The organism is Chryseobacterium indologenes (assembly GCF_002025665.1).
GTDB classification, from domain to species: Bacteria; Bacteroidota; Bacteroidia; order Flavobacteriales; family Weeksellaceae; genus Chryseobacterium; species Chryseobacterium metallicongregator.
In genome coordinates, this window is record NZ_CP018786.1 from 3,473,453 (window position 1) to 3,498,066 (window position 24,614).

Annotated in this window: 14 protein-coding genes; all 14 read left to right on the forward strand. The window is 39.5% G+C overall.

Annotation, left to right across the window (positions count from 1 at the left end):
- Nucleotides 1-200: 200 nt before the first annotated feature.
- The 14 genes from glsA to BUE84_RS15665 all read left to right on the forward strand — a co-directional run bounded on the left by glsA (nt 201) and on the right by BUE84_RS15665 (nt 24,597).
- Complete coding sequence (gene glsA / locus BUE84_RS15600; protein WP_099049852.1) at nt 201-1,214, forward strand: glutaminase A; 1,014 nt, start codon at nt 201-203, stop codon at nt 1,212-1,214.
- A gap of 1,313 nt (nt 1,215-2,527) precedes the next feature.
- Complete coding sequence (locus tag BUE84_RS15605) at nt 2,528-9,553, forward strand: type I polyketide synthase (RefSeq protein ID WP_079242470.1); 7,026 nt, start codon at nt 2,528-2,530, stop codon at nt 9,551-9,553.
- Nucleotides 9,554-9,572: 19 nt separating this feature from the next.
- On the forward strand, nt 9,573-13,820 hold the full coding sequence (locus BUE84_RS15610; RefSeq protein ID WP_079242471.1) for a type I polyketide synthase: 4,248 nt from the start codon (nt 9,573-9,575) through the stop codon (nt 13,818-13,820).
- Entirely contained in the window at nt 13,808-14,107 is a 300-nt protein-coding gene (locus BUE84_RS15615) for an acyl carrier protein (protein WP_002977699.1), read from the forward strand. Before BUE84_RS15610 ends, BUE84_RS15615 begins: the two co-directional genes overlap by 13 nt.
- Nucleotides 14,098-14,880 carry an alpha/beta fold hydrolase gene (locus BUE84_RS15620; RefSeq protein WP_079242472.1) on the forward strand — a complete coding sequence of 261 codons (783 nt, stop codon included), beginning with the start codon at nt 14,098-14,100 and terminating at the stop codon, nt 14,878-14,880. The genes BUE84_RS15615 and BUE84_RS15620 overlap by 10 nt, the downstream gene beginning before the upstream one ends.
- Nucleotides 14,873-17,275 carry a glycosyltransferase gene (locus tag BUE84_RS15625; RefSeq protein ID WP_079242473.1) on the forward strand — a complete coding sequence of 801 codons (2,403 nt, stop codon included), beginning with the start codon at nt 14,873-14,875 and terminating at the stop codon, nt 17,273-17,275. Before BUE84_RS15620 ends, BUE84_RS15625 begins: the two co-directional genes overlap by 8 nt.
- A gap of 15 nt (nt 17,276-17,290) precedes the next feature.
- Nucleotides 17,291-18,562: a condensation domain-containing protein gene (locus BUE84_RS15630; RefSeq protein ID WP_238594270.1), complete on the forward strand. Its 1,272-nt coding sequence runs from the start codon at nt 17,291-17,293 to the stop codon at nt 18,560-18,562.
- Entirely contained in the window at nt 18,559-19,812 is a 1,254-nt protein-coding gene (locus BUE84_RS15635) for a phthiocerol/phthiodiolone dimycocerosyl transferase family protein (RefSeq protein ID WP_079242475.1), read from the forward strand. The genes BUE84_RS15630 and BUE84_RS15635 overlap by 4 nt, the downstream gene beginning before the upstream one ends.
- On the forward strand, nt 19,809-20,357 hold the full coding sequence (locus BUE84_RS15640) for a hypothetical protein (RefSeq protein ID WP_079242476.1): 549 nt from the start codon (nt 19,809-19,811) through the stop codon (nt 20,355-20,357). Before BUE84_RS15635 ends, BUE84_RS15640 begins: the two co-directional genes overlap by 4 nt.
- 210 nt (nt 20,358-20,567) lie before the next feature.
- Complete coding sequence (locus tag BUE84_RS15645) at nt 20,568-21,398, forward strand: helix-turn-helix domain-containing protein (RefSeq protein ID WP_079242477.1); 831 nt, start codon at nt 20,568-20,570, stop codon at nt 21,396-21,398.
- 46 nt (nt 21,399-21,444) lie between these two features.
- Nucleotides 21,445-21,861 (forward strand): hypothetical protein, encoded by a 417-nt coding sequence (locus BUE84_RS15650; protein ID WP_145953271.1) that lies wholly within the window; start codon nt 21,445-21,447, stop codon nt 21,859-21,861.
- Between the two features lie 314 nt (nt 21,862-22,175).
- Nucleotides 22,176-22,697 (forward strand): hypothetical protein, encoded by a 522-nt coding sequence (locus BUE84_RS15655; protein ID WP_079242479.1) that lies wholly within the window; start codon nt 22,176-22,178, stop codon nt 22,695-22,697.
- Between the two features lie 75 nt (nt 22,698-22,772).
- Nucleotides 22,773-23,576 carry a molecular chaperone gene (locus tag BUE84_RS15660; RefSeq protein ID WP_079242480.1) on the forward strand — a complete coding sequence of 268 codons (804 nt, stop codon included), beginning with the start codon at nt 22,773-22,775 and terminating at the stop codon, nt 23,574-23,576.
- A complete protein-coding gene (locus BUE84_RS15665) occupies nt 23,569-24,597 on the forward strand; it encodes a hypothetical protein (RefSeq protein ID WP_079242481.1) in 1,029 nt (342 codons plus the stop codon). Before BUE84_RS15660 ends, BUE84_RS15665 begins: the two co-directional genes overlap by 8 nt.
- The last annotated feature ends 17 nt before the right edge of the window (nt 24,598-24,614 follow it).

Here is a 24,614-nt window from a genome sequence, read left to right on the forward strand (position 1 = left end):
AATAACAAGCTTTTTACCTATTTCTTAATTCTTAAAAAAACTATGTGTATTTCAACAATTTAATCTTCATCTATAAGCTTTTCCCATCCATACCTATATCAATATCGGTAAGGATAATCATTAGAATTGCCGACAAGATTAAAATAATTTATCTTTGTTTTTCAAGGCTTATCATAAACATTATATTCAACAACTCCTATATGAGAAACAAAAACTTTTTATTTTCTGCCAAAGGAATCTGTACTGCAGCTTTTCTTTCCTTAAACACAATCGTTTACGCACAGAAGGCAGCAGATATCTCGACCCTTTCAGAAAAAACATTAAATACCATTCTGGAAAAAAACAGAGCTTATTATGCTCAGGGAAAAGTAGCAGATTACATTCCTGAACTAGGGAAAATGGATGCTAAAGCAATTGCTTTTTCAGTGGTTGATAAAAATGGGAAAGTATTCAATACCGGTGATGTAAGCAAAAAATTTACCATGCAAAGCATTTCCAAAATTATATCCTTAATGGTAGCTGTAAATGAAAAAGGAGAAACTCATATTTTTGATAAAATGGGATACTTTGGATCAGACAAACCCTTCAACCATTTTTCAAACCTTGAAACTACAGGGAAACCGCTTAATCCAATGATGAATGCCGGAGCTATTCTTACCACTTCACTGATCTCAGGAGATGGTGAGAAGCCATTCCTTAAAATACTGGATATGGTAAGGTATATTACCAAAAACCCATCCATAGATTACAATAAATCGGTTTACGAATCGGAAAAATCAACAGGACACCGCAACCGTGGAATGTTTTACATCATGAAAAACAGCGGACTGATTTCAGGAAATGAAGACCAGCTGGACAACTATTTCAAACAATGCTCTATTGAACTTACTGCTGAAGATCTCGCAAAAATAGGATACTTCTTTGCCAACCAGTGTGTAAGATTTGACGGAGATTCCACCTATAAAAACGCAGATATGGCAAAATTAGTAGAATCACAAATGCTTACTGCCGGAATGTATGAGTTCAGTGGGGAATATTCCAGAACGGTTGGTTTACCAAGCAAATCCGGTGTTGGAGGAGGAATTACAGTAAGTGTTCCGGGAAAAATAGGAATCGGGGTATTCAGCCCTGCTTTAGATCAACACGGAAATTCTCTTGCCGGATATCATATGATTTTAGATCTGGCGAAGCAGTACGGATTAAGTATTTTTTAACCCTATTAAAGGTTCAAGAACAATGAATTCAATAAAAGAATATCAATCTCAATTAATTCTTTTAATACAGACTAACAACAAAAATTAAACAATACAAATCCGTTGAAATAAAATATTTCAACGGATTTTTTTATTTTCCAAACTTCACTTTTTCAACAATTTAACATCTACACAATTATATCTTGCCGCCTACACTTAAGTAGTATTATTATATTATCTCAACGGCTTATATCTACAGGATATTTTTTTTAAACATGATTGAATAATATACTTTTACAGAAAGAAAATTCATCTTTATAATTCTCACACCAAGATAAAATACAAACACATGATAAAAATTAAACCAACACTTACATGGTTATTTCCTTTATTAAGAATTACTTCTATTACCATGCAGGCAAATGACAGCTAATTTTAAACAGAAATTTAAATATTTCTTAACGATTCACCGAAAACCTATCTTTTTCTTTATTTTGAAGAAGAGGAAAAAGTCATAAATCTCATTTCATTATTTTATTAACATTACTGTTTTTATGAATTTCGAAATAATATTAATTTATTCTTAAAAATACCTATCTATTTATTTATCAAAAAGATAGAAAAAATTCACAAATAATTCAAATTAAATCACAATATATTGATTAATTTTATTTAAATTCGCCTTGCCATTTTATCAGATTGATAAAGGTAATTCTTACATTTTAGAACCTTATCCATTGTATATTATCTTTTTGTAATATACCTAAAAACAAATCTCTTGTTTTTGAAATATTTTATTTTTTATTCCTATATTTGCTTAACATTTTTTTAACTATAACTATTTATAGTTAAAATTTATAAGATTGTACCGGCCATGTTTCTAAGAATAAGGAAACAATAAATATACTTTAATAGCATTTGAACAATTGATATTTTCATATTAAAAAATCATTATCAAATAGCGTGTATTATTGAAGATATATTATAGTTTTATTATTTTTATTTCCTCATAACAGAAAATTGTTATTTATACGAATAACATTGATGTTTTGCTATGAGATATCATTAATCATTTCTATACCGTAAATGCTATGAAAAACTTGACCAAAATCAGGCTGATGTCTTTTGAAAAGCCGGATATAACTACTACAACCCAAAATCTATCCCATACCGATAGATTATTAAATAATTACCACAAAACAACACCTATTGTTAACGATTTAATAAAAACAATTTTTACTATATCGTAGCAAAGAGTAATGGTCTTACGATCGAAAGACCTTGCATTCTGTTATGGAACTCTTGCTATCATTCAATAATTCAATTAACACGCCATGAAAAAATTAACCATTATTGGACTGACGCCTTTTGAAAAGCCGGACGTTAACCTTATATCTAAACTGCACCAGGCGGGTGCACTTCCCGTTCTAAGTTTAGGAAATGAGCTAGCGAAAGCCCAGGAAGCGTTACATCAACTTGACCAGATAGACGTACCATCGTATGGTATTTATTTTTCTAACGACAATTTCACGACTCTTCAAATTCCGGAAAAAGTACGATTTGCGATCCTACCGTTCGGAATGTCTAAGCCACTCAATGTACCTGTTGTTTATCAGGTAACCAGTTTAGAAGAAGCAAGACAAGCTGAACAGGCGGGAGCACAAGGAATTATTATCAAAGGAAATGAAGCTGGCGGATTAGTAGGCTATGAATCCACGTTTGTATTATTCCAGCGTGTGATCAAAGAAATCCAGAGCATTCCGGTGTGGGTACAAGGAGGAATAGGTCTTCATACCGCAGCCGCAGCAAAAGCTTTGGGAGCAACCGGAGTTATACTGGACAGCCAGCTGGCATTGTTCCCTGAAAGTTCAGTTCCTAAGGACCTGAAAGAAGTATGCTCAAAACTGAATGGTACAGAAACTAAGGTGATCGCGAACCACCGTGTATTGGTAAGACCCAATTCACCAGGTTTACCTGAAAACGTAACCGCTGAAAAGCTGAAACAATATTTTACCGGTTTTGACCTTAGCACATGTTACATCACAATGGGACAAGACATATCCCTTGCAATTGACCTGTATGAAGACTTCAAAACACTGAAAAAACTGATTTTCGGATTTAAAGAAGCCATGTATGGACACCTGAAGCAGGCAAAAGCACTGAATGTCATTGATAAAGGCAACTCTTTAGCTCAGGAACTGGGACTGCAATACCCTATTGCTCAGGGACCAATGACCCGTGTAAGTGATGTCCCTTCATTTGCCAATGCAGTGGCAGATGCCGGAGCTTTACCTTTTGTTGCTTTGTCATTATTAAAAGGAGAATCCGCGAAGTCTTTGGTAATGGACACCAAAAAACTTGCTGGTGAAAAAACATGGGGTGTAGGAATTTTAGGATTCGCACCACAGGAATTAAGAGATGAACAGACATCCTATATATTAGAAGCAAAACCTCCCGTAGTTTTAATTGCCGGAGGAAGACCTGCTCAGGCCAAAGTATTTGAAAAGGCCGGAATAAAATCATTCTTACATGTTCCTTCCCCTGCTCTTCTGGATATTTTCCTGAAAGAAGGCGCTAAAAACTTCATTTTCGAAGGACGTGAATGTGGAGGACACGTAGGTCCACTTTCAAGTACAGTACTTTGGGAAAAACAAATTGAACGTATTTTAAAAGAAGACCATCCTGAAAACATCAGTGTCTTTTTTGCAGGAGGAATTCATAATGCATTTTCAACGGCATTTGTTTCCATTATGGCTGCACCATTGGCTGCAAGAGGAGTAAAAATTGGAGTATTGATGGGTACTGCCTATCTGTATACTCATGAGGCTGTACAAACCGGAGCTATTCAGGAAGAGTTCCAGTCTCAGGCTATGCAGGCAAAAGATACCGTTTTACTGGAAACCGCTCCGGGACATGAAACGCGTTGTTTAAACACTGCATTTGCCCATCATTTCAATACAGAAAAAGCAAAACTTCTTGCTGCCGGAATGGATAAGAAACAAGTCTGGGAACAGCTTGAAAAATTAAATGTAGGCCGTTTGCGTATTGCTGCTAAAGGTATTGAACGCCAAGGCGACAAACTGGTCAATATTCCTAAAGATGATCAACTGGATTTAGGAATGTACATGATAGGACAGGTTGCTACGATGCATAATCGTGTTATCTCATTGGCAGCCCTGCATCAAAGTGTTGTAGACAATTACGAATATATTCAGGATGCTGCATTATCAGAGGAACCTGTTTCAACAGAAAAGCCACTGGATATTGCTATCGTAGGGATGGAATGTATCTTCCCGGGCGCTAAAAACCTGGATGAATACTGGAGAAATATTATTTTAGGAAAAGACAGTGTTACTGAAGTACCAGATGAAAGATGGAATAAAGAATTATATTACCATCCCGATTCTGACGGACCGGATGTATCCCACTCCAAATGGGGAGGATTTATTCCTAAAATTGATTTCGATCCACTGGCATTCGGAATTCCGCCACAGTCCCTTGCAGCAATTGAACCTACACAATTGTTGACCTTATTGGTCGCAAAACGCGCCATGGAAGATGCAGGATATGGTGAAAAACACATCAATAGAGAAAATATCTCTGTAATTATCGGAGCTGAAGGAGGTAATGATCTTGCCAACAGCTATAGTTTCAGAGGATACTATAAACAGGTTTTCGGAGAACTTCATGAAGAAGTAAAAGAAGCCTTCCCACATACCACAGAAGACTCATTCCCGGGTATTCTTGCCAATGTTATCGCGGGTAGAATTACCAACCGACTGGATCTTGGAGGCAGAAACTTTACCGTAGATGCAGCTTGCGCTTCTTCTTTGGCCGCTATTGATCTGGCTTGCCAGGAACTTGTATTAGGTAAATCGGATATGGTTCTTGCCGGAGGAGCCGATTTACACAACGGAATCAATGATTATCTGATGTTCTCCAGTACGCATGCTTTATCCAGAAAAGGAAGATGTGCTACCTTCGATGGTGAGGCAGACGGTATTGCCCTTGGAGAAGGCATTGCCATTCTTGTTTTAAAAAGATATGAAGACGCTGTACGCGATGGTGACCGTATCTATTCAATAATCAAAGGAGTTGGTGGATCCAGTGACGGAAAAGCTTTGGGATTGACTGCTCCTAGACAAATAGGCCAGGTAAGAGCATTAGAACGTGCTTATTCCCAGGCTGGTATCAGTGCTGCTTCTGTAGGTTTAGTGGAAGCTCACGGTACTGGAACCGTTGTAGGGGACAAAACAGAATTAAGTGCCTTAACTAATTTATTCATCCGTTCAGGAGCTTTACCCGGGCAGACTCATTTAGGTTCTGTAAAAACACAGATCGGACATACCAAGTGTGCGGCAGGATTAGCCGGATTAATCAAAGCTTCGCTTGCAGTATATCATGGGGTAAAACCACCTACTCTTCATCTTCAGCAGCCTAATGCTTATTATAATGCAGAAACCAGCCCATTTGCTTTCCATGCAGAAAGTGGACTATGGAGCGAGAAGAACCGTTATGCAGGAATCAGTGCTTTCGGATTTGGAGGAACGAACTTCCATACGGTTATTGCCAACCATCCTAAGCAGGATAATTCAATCGCAATGCAATCGTGGCCTTCGGAACTATTTGTTTTCCGTGGAGATACGTATGAAGAAGCCAAAGGACAGTCAGGCCAGATTAAGGCTTTATTAGAAATTAATGATGGTATTCCATTAAAAGATATTGCTTATAGCTTAAGTATCAGTTCGGAAAAACCAATTCAGTTCAGTATTGTAGCGGATACAGTTGAAGATTTGATGATGAAGCTTGAGCTAGTACTGCTAGGGATTGAGACAAAAGATACTTTTACCGTGAATAAAAAAGAAGGTAAAGTAGCGTTCACATTCCCTGGACAAGGCAGTCAGAGAATCAATATGGCTCGTGATTTATTCGTCGTTTTCCCTGCTATGCGTAAGATTATCGATGAGTATCCTGAACTTGAAAAAGTAGTTTTCCCATCTAAGACCTTTAATGAGGCTGATTTAAAACAACAAAAAGAAACCATTAAAGATACCCGTTTAGCACAACCTCTTTTAGGAATTGTAGACCTTGCCTTGGCTAAATTCCTGGAATCATTGGGTATTATTCCGGATATGCTGGCAGGCCACAGTTATGGTGAAATACCAGCTTTATGTTTTGCCGGAGTATTTGGAGAAGATAAACTGGTTGACTTAAGTGTTCAGAGAGCTCAATCTATTTTAAATTCAGTAGAAGGTGGAGATCCAGGTTCAATGCTTGCAGCAAGTGCCACTGCAGAACGTTTACAGCCTATTATTGCTAAAGTAGAAGGATGCTATCCTGTAAATTTCAATGCTCCTACTCAATGTGTCATTGCAGGAAGTACAGAAGCGATTAATAAATTACTGGAAGTTCTTAAACAGGAAGGTATTTCTGCTAAAAAACTGGAAGTAGCATGTGCTTTCCACAGTCCATTATTGGCAAAATCCAAAGATTTATATGCTGAAGTATTAAAAGATGTTCCTTTCCAGGAAATGCAGATTCCGGTGTGGTCCAATACCACAGCAGAAGTATATCCGGCGAATCCTTCAGAAATAAAAGAAAGACTTACTGATCATCTGGTACAGCCTGTAAGGTTTGTAGAACAGCTTCAGGCAATGTATAATGATGGAGCAAGAATCTTCATCGAAGTAGGACCAGGAAAAGTTCTTACCGGACTCACCAAATCCTGCCTGGAAAAAGATCAGCTGACCTTATATGTTGAAGACAACAGCCGTAATAAATTCAGTCATCTGCTTTGCATGCTGGCTCAATATTTAGGGACAGGCCGCAGCTTCAATATTAATAAACTTTTTGATGGCAGAAGCGTTAAGGTTATTGATATCAACCAACCTGAGCTTTACAAGAAAAGCCCTGCTATCTGGCGTGTTAACGGGCAAACTGCCCATCCAACTACTGGTAATCTGCCATCTAATGGTGCTTTACCACTAATAAACCCTATTCCCATGAACAATTTTACGAATAATCCACAGGCACCTGCAACTGAAGCTCAGTCTACTGCTGAACGTATGCTGCAGGAATATTTAAACAGCATGAAATTAATGATACAGGCACAGCGTGATGTGATGCTTTCCTTTATGGGACAGAATCCTCAGGCATTCCCTGCTCCTGTATACAATTCACCAATACCAACTCCTGCACATCAGCCTGTATCAGCCATTCCGGTTCAGCCTGTTCATCAGGAAAAACCTGTAGCTGTAGCTCCTGTAAAACAAGCTCCGTCAAGAGATATCAAATCCTTATTACTTCAGGTGGTAAGTGACAAAACAGGATATCCACAGGAAATGCTGGGTATGGAAATGGATCTTGAAGCTGATTTAAGTATTGACTCTATTAAAAGAGTAGAAATTATCGGAACACTTCGTAACGAATTGGGAACTCTGGGCAACGGAAACACCAGTGAAGATACCGTTATGGAACAATTAGCCGGAATAAAAACGCTAAGTGGACTTGTTTCATGGCTTACAGAATTCTCAGGAGCAGATACAACAGCTGCCATAGAAAAAAACGGAACAGCAGCTGAATCATCAGTTTCAAAATCACAGGCTCAGCCGGCATTCTCTCTTGAAGATCTTCAAAATGCCATTTTGAATATTGTAAGTGAGAAAACTGGTTATCCAAAAGAAATGTTAGGTCTTGATCTTGATCTGGAAGCTGACCTGAGTATTGATTCCATTAAACGTATGGAAATCATCGGTGATCTTAAAACCAAAATTGGTTTTGGCCAAAACCTTGAACAGGCAGATGATGTTATGGAAAAACTGGCTGCCATTAAAACCCTTCGCGGTCTGGCAAGCTGGATCAGCGAAATGAATGGAGAAACCAACGAAGCAGCTCAGGAAGTGAAAGAAGAAAATATTACAGAGCCAACTCAAAATGTATTGTCACGTCTTCGTTTTGACATCACACCGACTGACGCTTCTTTAGTACAAAATACAGAAGTATTACAGGGAAAACGTTTTGCCATCACTCAGGATGACAGCAAGCAAACCTCAGCGATCAGGGAAGCACTGGAAAAACATGGAGCCATCGTAGAAATAGTAGATACAGAAAAAGATCTTTCAAACATTGACGGATTAATTATGCTGGACCTGTTCTCAACAGTTGATAAACCAAGCATTATCGACCATGTGGATCTGATCAAAAAACTGGATTTTGATAAAGCAAAATGGGTATATCTGATCTCTGATATTCCTGCACATCTTCAGGAAATCTCTGATGTAAGCGTATTACGCCACCACCAGGGATATCCGGGACTTTTCAAAAGTTTAGCAAGAGAATTTGACAATACAACCTGCAGACTGATCAGCCTAAGTACTCCTCAGGAAGTAGATCAGATTGCTGAGATTACTTTAAAAGAGATTTTGACCAACGATAAACCTGCTGAAATCATTTACAAAAATGACCAGCGACACAAAGTAGATATTATCCCTTCTCCATTATCAACAAGTTTGAATGAAGCGCATATTCAATTGGATAAAAAATCTGTGGTTCTGGTATTGGGAGGAGCACAGGGAATCACGGCTGAATTGGTGAAGCATATGTCTCAGGCCTATCCTTGTACTTACATTCTGGTAGGAAGATCAGCTGACCCAAGAAATGAACTTTCTGCGAAAGACTTTGAAGGAATGAAAACCAAAGAAGAAATCAGAAGCTTCTTAATCAAGTCAGGTCAATTCACATCTCCGGCAGAAATAGAAAAAGAAACAACGAAGATTTTCAAAAACAATCAGATTCTGCGTACCATCCGTGATATGGAAAACCTTGGAAATACTATTATTTACCAATCATTAGACCTTTGTGACGAAGAAGGATTAAGTAATCTGATCAGCATTATCTATGAAAAATATAACCGCCTTGACGGAGTCATCCATGGAGCAGGTCTTTTAGAAGATAAACTATTCAAACAAAAGACGACAAGCTCTTTCGGACGTGTATTTGATACCAAAGTGAAACCCCTTCGCGTATTAGCTGAACAGCTTCGTACAGACTGCCAGTTCGTCGTATTATTCTCAAGTATTGCTTCCGTATACGGCAACAAAGGTCAGACAGATTATGCTGCGGCCAACAGTGTACTGGATGATTACGCCAATGCTTTAAATAAAAGATTAAAAGGAAAAGTGATCTCTATCAACTGGGGACCATGGAAAGGTGCCGGAATGGTTTCTTCCACCCTTGAATCAGAATATGAACGCAGAGGTATTTCTATGATTCCATTGGATGAAGGGAAAGAAATCTTCCTTAACGAAATCAAATACGGAACGGAAAGCCAGGTGTTGATCATGTCAGGAAATAATTGGTAAAACACTGCATAAACTCAATATGAAAAAAACAGATGTTGCTGTAATTGGTCTATCCTGTGTCTTTCCCGGGGCACAGGATGCCAACACTTTTTGGCAGAATATTGTCAATAAAGTTGATTCTACCGAGCTCGCTCCGGCAGACCGGATAGATCCTGTTCATTTCAGTGATGCCACAAGTCCCGTTGACCGTTTTTACTGTCAGCGCGGAGGGTTTATCCCTGATTACACTTTCGATCCTACAGCATTTGGTATCTTGCCATTGGCCGTTGAAGGAACGGAACCTGACCATTTGCTTACCCTTGATCTGGTGCAGAAAGCCCTGGAAGATGCCGGCGTATTTCAAAAGAACATTTCTCTTGAAAAAACAGGAATTATCATCGGTAAAGGAAACTATACCGGTCCGGGAGCCACCCGCGCTATTGAAATTGTAAGAACCGGAGAACAGATTTCTTCGTTACTGCAGGAATTACTGCCTCATGTTTCTTCCGCAGATATTGAAAAGGTAAAACATGCTTTCCAACAGCGTAAAGGACGTTTTGCAGCCGATACCGCCATGGGATTAATTCCCAATCTCGTTGCTTCTCTTGTTGCCAACCGTTTCAATTTAGGAGGAGCCGCATTCACTGTAGATGCCGCTTGTGCATCCGCTTTGATTGCTGTAGACCATGCTGTACAGGAACTTCAGAGAGGTCGTTCCGATATCATGATCGCAGGAGGAGTCCACACAGGACAGAACGCTGCTTTCTGGAGTATTTTTGCTCAATTGGGAGCAATGTCCCGCCAGCAGCAGATCAAACCGTTCAGTATGGATGCTGACGGATTACTGATTGGTGAAGGTTGTGGTTTTGTAGTCTTAAAAAGATTGGAAGATGCCGTTCGTGATCAGGATAAAATCTACGCGGTAATCAAAGGAGTTGGGGTAAGCAGTGACGGTACCGGAACCAGCGTGATGAGTCCGGCTGTGAAAGGTCAGTTAAAAGCTTTGGAACAGGCATGGATCAACGCTGATTTAGATAAAAATAAAGTGGGATATCTTGAAGCTCATGGCACAGGAACACCTCTTGGAGATAAAACAGAACTTCAGACCTTAGCTCAGTTCTTCGGAAAAGAAGAAAATGCTCAGGCAGCGGGTATCGGATCTGTAAAGTCCAATATCGGGCATGCTATGCCGGCAGCCGGGATTGCAGGATTAATCAAAACCTGTCTGGCATTACACCATGATATTTTACCGCCAACCCTATACTGTGAAAATCCAACTTCGGATATGCAGAACACAAGGTTTGAACCGGTACAGGAAGCAAAAAACTGGTCAAAAACCGGACTTCCAAAAGTCGCTGCAGTAAATGCTTTCGGATTTGGAGGTATCAATGCACACGTGGTTCTGGAAGGCTATGATATGCCGAAAAAAGACCACGTACTGATATTAGCCAGACCTACACACGAAGAACTGCTTTCCGCATTACAAAATAATGAAACCGCCATTGGTGAAGGAGATTTCAGAGTAGCGATATTCGATCCAACGCCTGCAAGAATAGAAAAAGCCATTAAAATTGTTTCCAAAAATATCATCTGGAAAAACAAACAGGATATCTGGTACACCTCTACTCCATTATTAAAAGATGGTGGTAAAGTAGCCTTTGTATTTCCAGGCTTAGATGGTCTTGCAAAAGGTGAAGTGGAGACAGTAAGCCGTTATTTTGGATTGACAGCACCTATTGAAACAGAAGGTGAAGGTCTTTTAACCGATGCCTTAAACATTTTCAACAACTGCAGTATCCTTGATAATTCATTGAAAAAACTGGGAATTATTCCTGATATGAATGCAGGACACAGTTTAGGAGAATGGCTGGCAGGATATTCATCCGAATTAGCGGAAGCCAATTCTGTAAAAGCGTTAATTGATGTGCTCCACCCTGAAACATTTGAATTAAAAGATTCCAAGTTCATCGCCATAGGAGCCGGAATTGAGGTGATAAAACCTTTTATTACTGAAATTTCAAACCTTTATGTTTCCAATGACAACTGCCCTAATCAGGTGATTCTTTGCGGAAGCAATGCCGCTTTGGAGGAATTGGTTCCTTTGTTAAAGGCAAAACAGATTTTCCATCAGGTGCTTCCTTTCCAATCAGGATTCCACTCTCCTTTTATCGCAGATAAACTGGATGTGATCCTTGCGGGAATGGAAAAAGCGCAGTTCCAGCAGACAAAAATTCCACTGTGGTCTGCAACAACCTTAGAACCTTATCCATCAGATCAGGCAGCGATCAGAAAACTGAGTGCAGAGCATTTGGTTCAGCCTGTTCGTTTCCGTGAACTGACAGATACATTATACGAAGAAGGCGCAAGAGTTTTCATTCAGGTAGGTACAGGAGGATTAATAGGATTTATTGATGATACCTTAAAAGGAAAAGCCTTCAGTACGATTGCTTCCAGCGTTCCTACCCGTTCGGCATTGGCGCAGTTACAACGTGTAGTTGCTTCATTATTTGTAGAAGGGAAAACCATTGCGCTTGACTTTTTAGAAATTCAGAATCATACAAAAAGAGCATCAGGAAAAGGAATTAAGCTGGAATTAGGCTCGCCTATCATCCGTAATTTTAAAGAAGTGAAAGCGTTGGCTCAATCATTTGAGACCCCAAAACAATATACCGCAACAGCTTCAGCTATGGCCACCAAAAGCGGTCATCCGCTGGTACAGGCATTCCAGGACAACGTTGCCGATATGATCCGTATGCAGGAAGAAGTATTGACTTTATTCCAAAACCGTCCGGAGATTACGATCCAACGTCCTGCAGCTCCTATTGCTCCAAAAGCACCGAGAAGTACAACCTTCTCAAAAGACTTATATGTAACGCTTGAAAGTCATCCTTACCTGATTGACCACAGCCTATTGAGACAGCCTAAAGGTTGGGCTCATGTAGCAGATATGGAACCGGTAATTCCGATGACCATGATTTTTGAGCAGCTCGCAGAAATTGCAGAAACCGAAATTCCGGGAACACTGGTTCATAAAATCATGAATGTAAGTGTATTCCAATGGATGAACGTTGCCAAACCTTTCGAAAAAACCGTAAAAGGAGAATGGCGTTCACCGAATCACGCTTATCTTGATATTGAAAACTTTGCGAACGCAGAAGTAATTTTAAAATCCGCTTCAGTTCCAACACCAGCCTTCAATCTTTCCATCGGTAATCTTTTACCTATCGAAAGAACCCCTGAAGAAATCTATGACATGCATATGTTCCATGGAGATAAATACCAGGGAATTACTGAAGTTTCAGCCGTTGGAGACAAAGGAATTATCGGAAAAATAAAAGGTAACGGTGGTAAAGGTTCTTTATTGGACAATGCAGGACAGTTATTCGGACTTTGGCTTCAGCTTACTTTGGTAAAAGACCGTATTGCATTCCCTGTAAAGATCAGAGATATTGAATTCTTCGGTGATATGCATGACCAGGAAGGTATTTTTGAATGCACCTGTATGCTGACCGAACTTAATGATGAATTTGCCATCGCAGATATCATTCTGAAAAGAGACGGAAAAGTATGGTGCGCCATTACCGGCTGGCAGAACAGAAGACTGGAAATAGATGCTCCGTTATGGAATGTTTCCATGTCACCGCTGCACAACCGTCTTTCGGAAGAAATTGCTCCTGAAGTGTTCTTTTTCCATCAGGCGTATACAAGAGTCGCTTCATGGGATTTTATCCTGAAAAGATATTTCAACCAAACGGAAAAACAGCATCACCAGCAGCTATTACCCAACAAGAAGAAAAACTGGATGGTAAGCCGTGTAGCCGTGAAAGATGCTGTAAGAAATCTCCTTCGCCAGGAAAAAAATCATGCCTGCTTCCCGATCACGTTTGAAATTCGTTCCGATGAAGTAGGAAAACCTTACCTCATCAGTGATTTTACAGAAGATATTCATATTTCTTTAGCTCATAAAGGCAAAGAAGCCGTAGGAATCGCGAGATATGGAAAATCTGTAGGAATCGATATGGAACTGATGGAAGAACGCAGTTCAGGATTCTACGACATGGTATTTACCGACAACGAATTAACCTTATTAAAAGACAGAGATCAGGCAGAATGGACCACCCGTTTCTGGGTAGCCAAGGAAGCCTACGGAAAGTTCCTGGGAACAGGACTGAAAGGAAATCCTAAAGCCTTCGAAGTCGAACTTATAAAAGACGATCACCTGTGGATCAACAACATTGAAATCAAAACTATTAAACATAAAAATTATATTATCGGATGGACACTGTAAACGCAACATTAAAAATGAACCACGAAGAACTTTTTACTTTATTAAAAGGTTTTATTACTGAAGTGATAGGGGCTGAATTTGTAGAAGAGATGGATATTACTCCTGAAAGTTCATTCACCAAAGATCTTGAAATGGACAGCATCGAGATTGTCTCTTTCTCTGAAAAGATCAAAGCGCATTTTGGCGATCAGATCGACTTTACAGGTTGGTTATCTTCTATGGATCTTGACCAGCTGATCAATCTTGACCTTAGTATGATCATCAATTATATCTACGAATGCCAATAATCACTGTCAATAACAGACAAGTTCATATACAGGAACTCAACAAAGGAGCCGAACAAACCGTGGTACTGATCCACGGTATGTTCAGTAACCTGTCCATTTATTATTTTAATATTGCCCCTGTGCTGGCGAAGCATTTCCATGTGGTGATGTACGATCTGAAAAGTCACGGTATGAGTGAACGCTTTTTGGATGGGTACGATCTTGACAACATGTCATCCGATTTAATAGGTTTAATAGATCACCTTCAACTGGAAAAAGTACACCTTGTAGGCTATAGCTTCGGAGGTCTTATTGCGCTGAAAACAGCATTAGAATATCCAGACCGTGTAAATCAGCTCGTGGTGATGGAAGCTCCGGATCCTAAGGACGAAAAAGCCCGTAACATCATTGATGAATACAGCAAAGAATTTCTTGAGCATTACGTAGCCAATTTTACAGATACTACCAAAGTGCAGATGGGTAAAAGACAAATGGAAAAGAACCATCGTATGTATGAATTTCTCTTTAATCAGACCACCATTAAAGCAGATATGATCAGGGAAAAACATTTCCTTGGTGAAGCTGACTTCAAGGGATTGGAAACTTCCACTTTATTGCTTTATGGCGCTGATTCCAACTGCAGACCTACTGGTGAGTGGCTTCAGTCTCAAATCAGCCAATCTGAACTTGAATTAATCCAGGGCGATCATAACATTCCTATCCAGGAACCTCAGCTTATCGCTGAAACAATCGCTCAATTTTTATCTAAAATTTTAACACAAAACCATGGCTAAATTTGCATTTATAGTTCCTCCATTGACAGGACATGTCAACCCTACCTTAAGCATCGGTGCTACTCTGCTGGAAAGAGGACATGAAGTAGCCTGGATCAGCCTTGACCCAACATTGGAGGCTAAACTTCCCGAGGGAGGAAAATTATTACTGATCCAGTACGATCAGACCGACGAAGAAAAGAAAGAAAGTGAACAATATCTCGATATTATTTCCAAAAAAGTAGTGTATGGCATAGACAGTGTGAAGTTCCTGTACGAAGAGGTTCTTATTCCGCTGAACAGACATTGCTATAACGGTATTGTTTCATTATTAAAAATAGAGCAACCCGATTTAATTATCGGAGACCACCAGTTATTTGCTGCCCCTGTTGCCGCAAAGACTCTTGGAATCCCTTATGCCACTTCCGTTACCGCTCCGGCCGCCATTAAAATTATGAATGAGCTACCTAAGGTACACGAATGGGAAGTAAATCAGATCATTGAGCTACAGAAAGAACTGGGCTTTCAGGAAGAGCGTTCTCTGGCAACCTCAGACCTTTTAACACTTGTGCTGACCTCTAATTATTTCTTTGGTGAAATGGATGATCTGCCTTCTCAATATCAGTTCACAGGTCCCGTTCTTACCGAAAGACGTGTTTCATGTGAATTCGACTGGGAAAAGTTAAAAAGTAAAAACAACAAAAAGATTCTGGTAAGTATCGGTACTACCTTCGATCACGATCATAAAAAAGCTTTCTTCCAAAAGGTAATTGATGCCTTTAAAGATGAAGATTTAACCGTTATAGTGGTTTCCGATCCGCAGCTTTTCGAACAGTGGCCGGATAACTTTATGGTATATCAGCAGGTTCCTCAACTGGATCTGTTGCCTCATCTTGACAGTGTGGTGTGCCATGGCGGTCACAATACCGTATCCGAAACACTATCACACGGTATTCCTTTGGTAGTGATCCCGATTGCCTATGACCAATCGCACGTTGCAGGACGTGTAGTGCGTACAGAAGCCGGTGAACGTCTTAATTTTAACAGATTTAAAGGAAATCACCTGAGAGAAGCTGTACAGCAGATTCTGAATAACCCAAGCTACAAAGAAGCAGCCCAGAAAGTGGGACAGTCTTTTGTGGAAGCAGGAGGTTCAGCTACGGCAGCCAACTTACTGGAGCAAGCCATATTGAAAGCTTCAAAACCTGAAAAACCGTCTAAGTTTTTATTCGTAGTTCCTCCGTTTTTCGGACATGTGAGCCCTACTTTAAGTGTTGGAGCAAGTTTAATTGCCCGTGGCCACGAAGTAAAATGGTTCGGAATTACGCCTTTAGACAGCAAACATATTCCTGAAGGAGGTTCTTATTTCTATCCCGAAGAAGATCTTATTCCGTATCAGGAGGAAATTGCCCGTATTTTAAAAAGACAGGATGATGGCCCCGCATGCTCCGGACCTGAAGTAATGAAACTGGCACTGGAAGAAACCTATGTTCCTTTCGCTAAAATGATGATGCCGGGACTTACCAGACTGACAGAAAGCTGGATGCCCGATGTGATCGTGAATGACTGTATTACATTCGGAGGTGCTCTTTTCGCTCACAAACATAATATTCCTTGTGTAACCACTACTCCTGTTCCTCCGGATGTAATGGGAGATACAGAAAAAAGTGCCCCTAAAATCTGGGAATGGCAGCAGAACTTAATCAAAGATCTTCAAAAAGAAGTAGGCATTCATGAAGAAGGAATTTACATCCATTCTCATAAATTGAATATGGTCTTTACTTCACAAGCCTTTGCCGGTTTTGAAACCGTTCCGTCTCATATGAAATTCGTAGGTCCGGTAAAAGGCCGTCCGAATGATGCCCCATTCGACTGGGATAAGCTGAACGCTTCCACCACTCCAAAGATATTTGTATCATTGGGAACGCTGCTGGTAGATATTAGAAAAGCTTTCTTCGAAAAGATTATCGCTGCATTTAAAGACCAGCCGGTTACGGTGATTGCCGCTACTCCACCGGAAATCTTTGAAGAATGGCCGGATAATTTTATTGTGAACAGTTTCGTGCCTCAATCTGCAGTGATGCAGAGAATGGATATGGTGATCTGCCATGGTGGTTTCAATACCGTTAACGATACTTTTAGAAACGGATTACCGATGTTAATCACTCCTATTGCTTATGATCATTTCCATATTGCAAAACTGATCGAACAGGCAGGTTGCGGAATCAGTATCCGATACAAAAGACTTCGTGTAGATGCTCTTCGTGAAACTGCTTTTGAATTATTGGAAAATCCGAAATACAGAGCAGCCGCTCAGGAAGTCCGAAACACATTTACCCTTGCCGGAGGGAACGATAAAGCGGTAGAACTGTTAGAAAATTTTGTGCAGGAACATTCAACATTAGCTTCTGTATAGCCTATGAATCAACACATGAAAAGAAAATTGTTATTTGGTGAGCGCATGTTATTGGGAGACGGTACAGAACCCTTTAACGCGGTCATCCCGTTCAGACTGAGAGGTACTTTTACCTTAAAAGAGATCCAGCAGGCTCTGGCTCAAATTCAAAATAAACATCCATGGCTGAGAGCATTGATCAGCCATGATGAAAAAAATATTCCATGGTTTAATGTTCCGGAAAAACCTATTTCTATTCCTGTAAGAATCATCACCCGACAAAGTGAAAATCAATGGCAGGAAGAATCCAGGAGAGAATGGAACACCATTTTTAATTACGAAAAATTACCTTTGATCCGGTTTGTATGGATCAAAGGGGAAAACGTTTCTGACATGCTTTTTGCGTTCCATCATTGCTTATGTGATGGTGGTTCTGCAATGGCTTTTTTAAAAGAATTTCTTCTGGTACTGGATAATCCGGCTGCCGATATTGGAACAGAAAATCCAATCTTAGGCATTCAGGATGTTGTTCCCTCCCATATTCTGAACAGCCGCAGGCAGAAACTGAAAGCTAAGTTTATCGGAAGACTGGCTGCTACTGCAATCAAATGGATTCCGGTAGCTAAAAAAGTCGTTGAAAGACAGAACGACTACCTGATCCACTGGAAACTGGATGAAACCATCAGCAAAGAGTTAATTAATTACTGCAAATTCCAGGAAGTGACCGTCAATACATTTTTGAGCGCATCCGTATTGCAGGCATTTAAAAAAGTAAGAGGAGAAAAATCCTTCAACAAAGTTTCCTGTCCGGTAGATATCAGAAGATTTGCCAATCAGATTAAAGAAGATCATATTTTCGCTTTCGGGCTGATGATTGTGGTTTCTTCTGATGAAAAGCTAAGTTTTGAGGACAATCTAAGGACAATGCAGAAATCTGTGGAACAAAAGACCTCAAAGCTGAATCCTTACATTACAATGATGGTGATGGAATCCGGGCATGATGCACTGAAGAATTTTACCAGGCTGTTAAAAAACGGAAAGTCATCCAATGACTGTATGTTTTCCAATCTGGGACGGATACAGATTCCTCATGAATACAAAGAGTTTACGGTGGAGACGATTTTCAGTCCGTCAGTCATTGGTCCATTAGGAAATACAACGACTCTTGTCGTCTCTACTTACCGTGGAAAAATGGATTTTTCATTCATGGGAAGCGAAGGATATTTGCCTTACACCCATGCTCTGGCAGTCCGTGAGGAGGTGATGCAGATTATACATTCACAACTGAAACAAATGGCAGTATCATGATCAAAAGACCTTTAATGATGGTGGAAAGGATCATGTATGTAGATCCTGAAACGCCTTTAAACTGTGTTTATACAGCAAGAATCAATGGAGAGATTCCCGAAGAAAATTTTAAAACAGCTTTAGTAAGAATTCAGCAGAAACACCCGCTGCTGAGAGCCAACATTGATCATAGCAACGGACGATATCCTTTCTTTATGGGACAAAGAGATATCGAACCCATTCCGCTTCGTATTGTAGAGCGAAAAACGGATGAGGATTGGTTCAAAGAATCTGAAAAAGGATGGTTCCAACTTTTTGAAACTCCTAAAAAACCATTGGCGGAAGTAGTCTGGGTAAAAGGACAGAACACTTCCGAAATCCTTTGGATCATGCCTCACTGTATTTCTGACGGAACTACGGGAGTAACTTTAATGCGTGAACTTTTGAGTTTACTGGATAATCCTTATGCTCCTTTAATTCCTTATGTTGCTTTTGAATCTGTTGATGATTTTCTTCCTTCGGATTTTAATACGGGAATTAAAAAATACAAAGCCAGTCTTTATCTGCTGTTTGCCAAAATTTTCTTTGCCATCCAGCGAAAAAGTAAAAAGAGAAACATAGGAAAAAACTACGCGATTCACTGGAAAATGACACCGGAAGAAACCCAGCAGATCACTGAAAAATGTAAAGCCAACGGAATCTCTGTACATGCTTTACTGTGTTCTTCTGTAATGCAGGCATTCCGCGATGTTCAGGGAGACCGTGCCAAAGGTAAGGTGATCAGCCCTGTAGACGTGCGTCATTTTATTCCGGAAATTAAAGAAGATCATTTATTTGCTTTCGCTCCAACGGTAGAGCTTTCTGTGAAGAAAGACAACAAGAATGTGATGAGCAATGCCAAAGAAATCAAAAGGAATCTCATTGAGAAAATCAGTAAAATGGAAGCCCGTGAACTCCTGTGGATGGGCGAACATATGCATCCCATTGTGGAACGCATGATCCATATGCTGAAATCCAGCGAAGGCGGACATGATGTAACCTTATCCAATATGGGAAAGGTCAATATCCCGAATGATTATAAAAATTTCAATCTGGAAACGGTATTCAGTCCTACTGTGGCTTTCCCATGGCTGAACTCAAATACCTTAGTCACCAGTACGTACAACCAGCAGATGGACTTCACCTTCATGTCCAATGAAAATTTTCTTCCCAAAGAGGAAGCTCATCTGATAAAAGATAAAGCCATTGAGCTTTTGACCACCTCTCTATGAAATTTAAAATAAAACCTCCGAAGCCTAAACCTATAAAGAAAACCACCCTCAAACGCTTTCTCATTAAGCGTACGATTTATTATGTCCTTCCGAATGTATTTTTTAATTTCATTATTGCTTATGCCAGTTTCAAAGAATTAGGCTACACGCATTTTTTCTCTGGAACCCAAAATCTGGCCCGTCTTACCCTGCCAATGGCCATTTTCCTTCCGGTGGTCCTTACCATTGATATCATCAAAAGAGTAACGGATGCCGCCAGTCAGGAAGCCATAGAGTTTACCGTAGATGAACAGCTGAATATAAAAAAACTGATGACCAGACTAAGCATCTTACATGGTTTGATTACAGGACTATTGGTATTATCCCTGCTCTTTATCGGGCAGTATAATTTCTCAAAAGATTATAAGCTGGACGCTACAGCAATGGCTTTGGTCGTGGGAACATTGGCAGGAATTCTGTCGGTAATTTTTGTATATCTCCCGGTTTGGAGGTTGAGAAGATGGATGTGCAAAGTCGCATCAGTACCTGCAGAGGTAAACCCTTGATTTTTGGTTAAAAAACAACTACAGCACTGTATATCATTTAATTAAAATCAAAAAAAAAGATAACGATACCCGGATGATCATGATATCACCGGGTATTTTCATGCACAGACTGTCTTAATTTTTTTCTTTAAAACTAGATATTTGGTAAATTTTTTATATTTATATCAATAATTTACAAGAATTCTTCTTGGACAGAATGACTAACAATGTATGTACAAAATAACGGACCAGTTAAAGAATATAGGATTCAGTATCAATCGTTTAGATTACCTTATCAATAGAAATAAAAACAAAAGAGAATTCAATACCCTGGAATATTTTTGTATCTATATCATTCTGGAAGATATCCAGTTAACGATAGACAATGTTCCTTACCCATTAAAAGGGGGAAATATTGCTTTCGTAGGACCACAAAAAAAAATAGTTTTTGGAGAAACCAAAAGATCGGATGTGTATTCCATTGCTTTTTCATCCAGTTTTTATGAAAGATCAACCAAAGACAGCCTTTTTATCAATTCGCAGCTTTTTTATAATTATAATTCTGAAATATTTATTGCTCCTTTCTTCAATGCAGAACAGATGAGGGTAATATTCCTGGAACGCATGGAAAGTTTCCGGAAAAAAGACGAAAGCCTGTATATATCTGCTGCCCATAATGCCATTGAAAGGCTGATGCTGGATGCCCTTTTACATATTCCCACCGAAGAAATCAAAAAGGACATCAAATTTGACTATATGTACTATGTAAACCGGTTTAAAGTTCTTTTACAAAGAGATTACAAAAAGGCAAAGAAAGTGGCTTATTATGCAGAAGAACTTAATATTTCTTCAAGGAAACTTACCGAGATGACAGAGTATGTACTGGGCAAAACAGCCAAGCATATCATCATTGAAAAACTTATTATTGAATGCCGAAAAGCACTGAATTTTTCAAATTCCACCATCTCTGAAATATCTTACGAACTGGGTTTCAGCAATGAAGGAAATTTTACCAATTTTATTAAAAAACATACCGGAAAAAATCCCTCAGAAATGAAATAATTTGTATATTTACATAAGTAACCTTTTGGGGAAAAATACAGGTTATATGCTTGCAAAGTACATTATATTCATTTTGTTCTATTTTGCTATTACAAAATCATTTGCCCAGGCAGCAGACGGTTTAAGGCTTAATGTAAGGCTTTATCCGGTACAGATGCTCGCTATAGGCTCAGGATTTTCGGACGATGGGAATGAGTCTTCCTTCCGGGAGGTTCAGTCTGTAACCATCTCAAGTCCGACAGGGTTTCAACTGAATGCAAAATATAATGAATATCGCAGTACAATCGGTAATTCCGAAAGCAACCGAGAAAAGTTTGAAGAATATCCTCTTATCAACCATTCTAAAGGAGTGGTTCAGGAGCAATATCCTATCCAACATGAGATTGAAAATGCAATGGAAAATTTAAGCGTTAACAGAAGTGACGACGAAAATTTTTTAATATTAACTCTAATTTCTCAGTAAAAAATTAAGCAAGGCCTGAAAAAATAACTATGCAACGAATAACAATCTTGCAATTTATTCATTCCCTATATATTAAGTAAAATTAATGTTTAAGATTAATAAAACATTCTTTTTACTTTATGGTGATTTTATCAGCATTTAAAAGATACTTTTTATGTAGTTATTCATAAAAAGTACTGATTGGTGCGTGCCTGTTTCTCCGTAAAAATTCACAAATAATAAGTATCTTTTCACAAAGGTCCTGATGTTCTTTGTATTTACCTTTGCATCCGCAATTTTAAAAAAAATTAATACAAAAAAACGTCTTTAACCTTATGAAAAATTTTATCTTAGCATCTTTTGCTATCTTTGGATTCTCAACATTACAAGCACAAAATGTAACACTAAATGTCAGACTTAAGCCCATCCAGACTCTTGTTGTTAACAACGCTCAAAAAGTCGTTAATTTAGACTACATCACTAAAGATGACTATGCCGACGGTGTATCTTCTGTAAACGCAGATCACTTAAGCATTTACAGCACAGGAGGATTCCAGGTAAAAGTAAAAGGAGGTAACGATGTATTAGAGTATGGAGGTAAAAACATCCAGGCTAACAGCATCCAGATTAAAGCAAGCGCAGGTTCTGACGCTGTAAACGGTGCTCAATATGCTCAGAACGTACAGTTATCTACTAACGAAGCAACTTTGGTAACTTCTTCTACCGGAGGAGTAGACAAAAAAATCAACATTGAATACACAGGAGCCGGAGGTAACACTTACCTGAACAATTATATTGCCGGACAGGATCCTACAGTATACACTACTCAACTTACGTATACCATTATTTCTCAATAATAGCTATCATTTTGTAATGATAAAGTGTTGTACCTACCACAGCACTTTATCAACACTTAAAAACTAATCTCCGTCATGAGCAGACTTTCTCTTCTCCTTTTCAGTCTTCTTTTCCTATCCTCTTTTCACGGATATGCACAAACAGGGGTTTCGGTTTCACCGCCAAGACTGTACTTTGAGTCAGGAAACGGAAACAGCAATACCCAGACCATAACGGTAACGAATGTAAGTGCCAAAAATTCTCTGGATCTTGCCATAAGTTTGGGAGACTGGGAATATGACGGCAAAGGTGAGAATGTAACGTATCCCGCCAATACGCTTCCCACTTCCTGCGCAAGTTGGGTTTCGGTCAAAAAAGAAGAGAATTACTTCACGCTGGCTCCGGGAGAAAAAAAAGATATTGAGGTAACTCTTACCGTTCCGAATGCGCTTTCAGACCAGCTGGCTACCCATACGGCAGTTCTGTATGTAAGTCAGATGAATCCGGTAGATGATGTGGATCATAAAGGAGCGAATATCAAAGTAAGCATCCGCTCAGGAATCAAATTATTCCATAAGCTGCCTGCCGCCAAAACGAAAAAACTTGAAATCCAGAATCTGGTATACGGAAAAACAACCAATACAGTCAACCTCTTTTTTGAAAATCAGGGCGATATATGGGGTGACGGAAAAATATACACCGACTTTGTGAATACGCAAACCGGAAAAAAAGTATCTCTGGATCCGGTTATCTTTTACACCATGCCCGGAAATAAAAGGGAGATGAATATCCCTCTTCCGGCAAGCCTTGAAAAAGGAAAGTATACCGCTTCTGTAATGATTGATTATGGAGACAACAACAATCTGGAATTAGGAGAATTAAGTTTCAGCTATGAATAGTAAAAAATTCTTCTATTTCTTTCTGTTGGTTTCCCTGAACTGCTTTTCACAGGTCAATTACAACTCATGGGTAAACAGTTATCTGCAGATTAATTCTTACAGCGGAAATACCAATCCTGATGCTTATACCTTTACTCTGGCTGGTAATGGAGCGTTTAATATTCCTTACTGGAAAATATCCATGAAGCTGAAACAGCCTATCACTTCTACTGACGGAAACTATACGATGCCTGCCAGCAAAATATCATTTCAGCCGGTTTCCACTTCAGGACAGGCTTATCCGGGACCTGTACCCACGATTCCTCAGATCGGAATGCCGCTGAATACTTTTCTTCAGGCCAACCAGGAAGTCTTTTTAATTCCTCAATCCAATGCAGCGTTGTACAATCAGCCGCCACAACCCAACGGCTATTATAACCTGCAGGTAAAATACAGCCTGACCGTTATGGGAGGATCTTATCTGGGAAGCTACCCTTCCTGGACCAGATTTAACGCTCCGGTACAGTTTACAGCGTATGACCAGTACAACAATATTATCGGCAGAGGAGATCACATTTTTCAGTTCCACATCGGACCACTCAGCGGAAGTCCGACCGATGTACCCGAAATGTCGCTTCAATTTTCCGCAAAAGCAGTCAACGGATCACTGGAATTCAAAAGTATGTCGGATTATGTCAACGGAGTAAGTGTCACCTATTCCAATGGACTGATTGTAAAAAGCAATACCAATTACCAGATCAAATTACGTTCTCTTCAGGGGCAGTTCAGCTCTCCGGCCGGAAACTACATTCCTTTAGGAACCGTAAAAATGAATCTCATCCCCGTTTCGGGAAACACAGGTAATGTATATCCTATCCTGCTGAGTGCTTCTCCACAGCTTATTGCAACAGGAGGCTCAACCGGAAGCTCCAGCCTGTATTACGATATCCGATATTCCACCAAAGCTAATGATGAAAGGCTGATTAATGCCAAATCGGAAGAATATTCCACCACCCTTCAATACGAGATTATCCCCCAATAACCATGCTTCAAGACCTG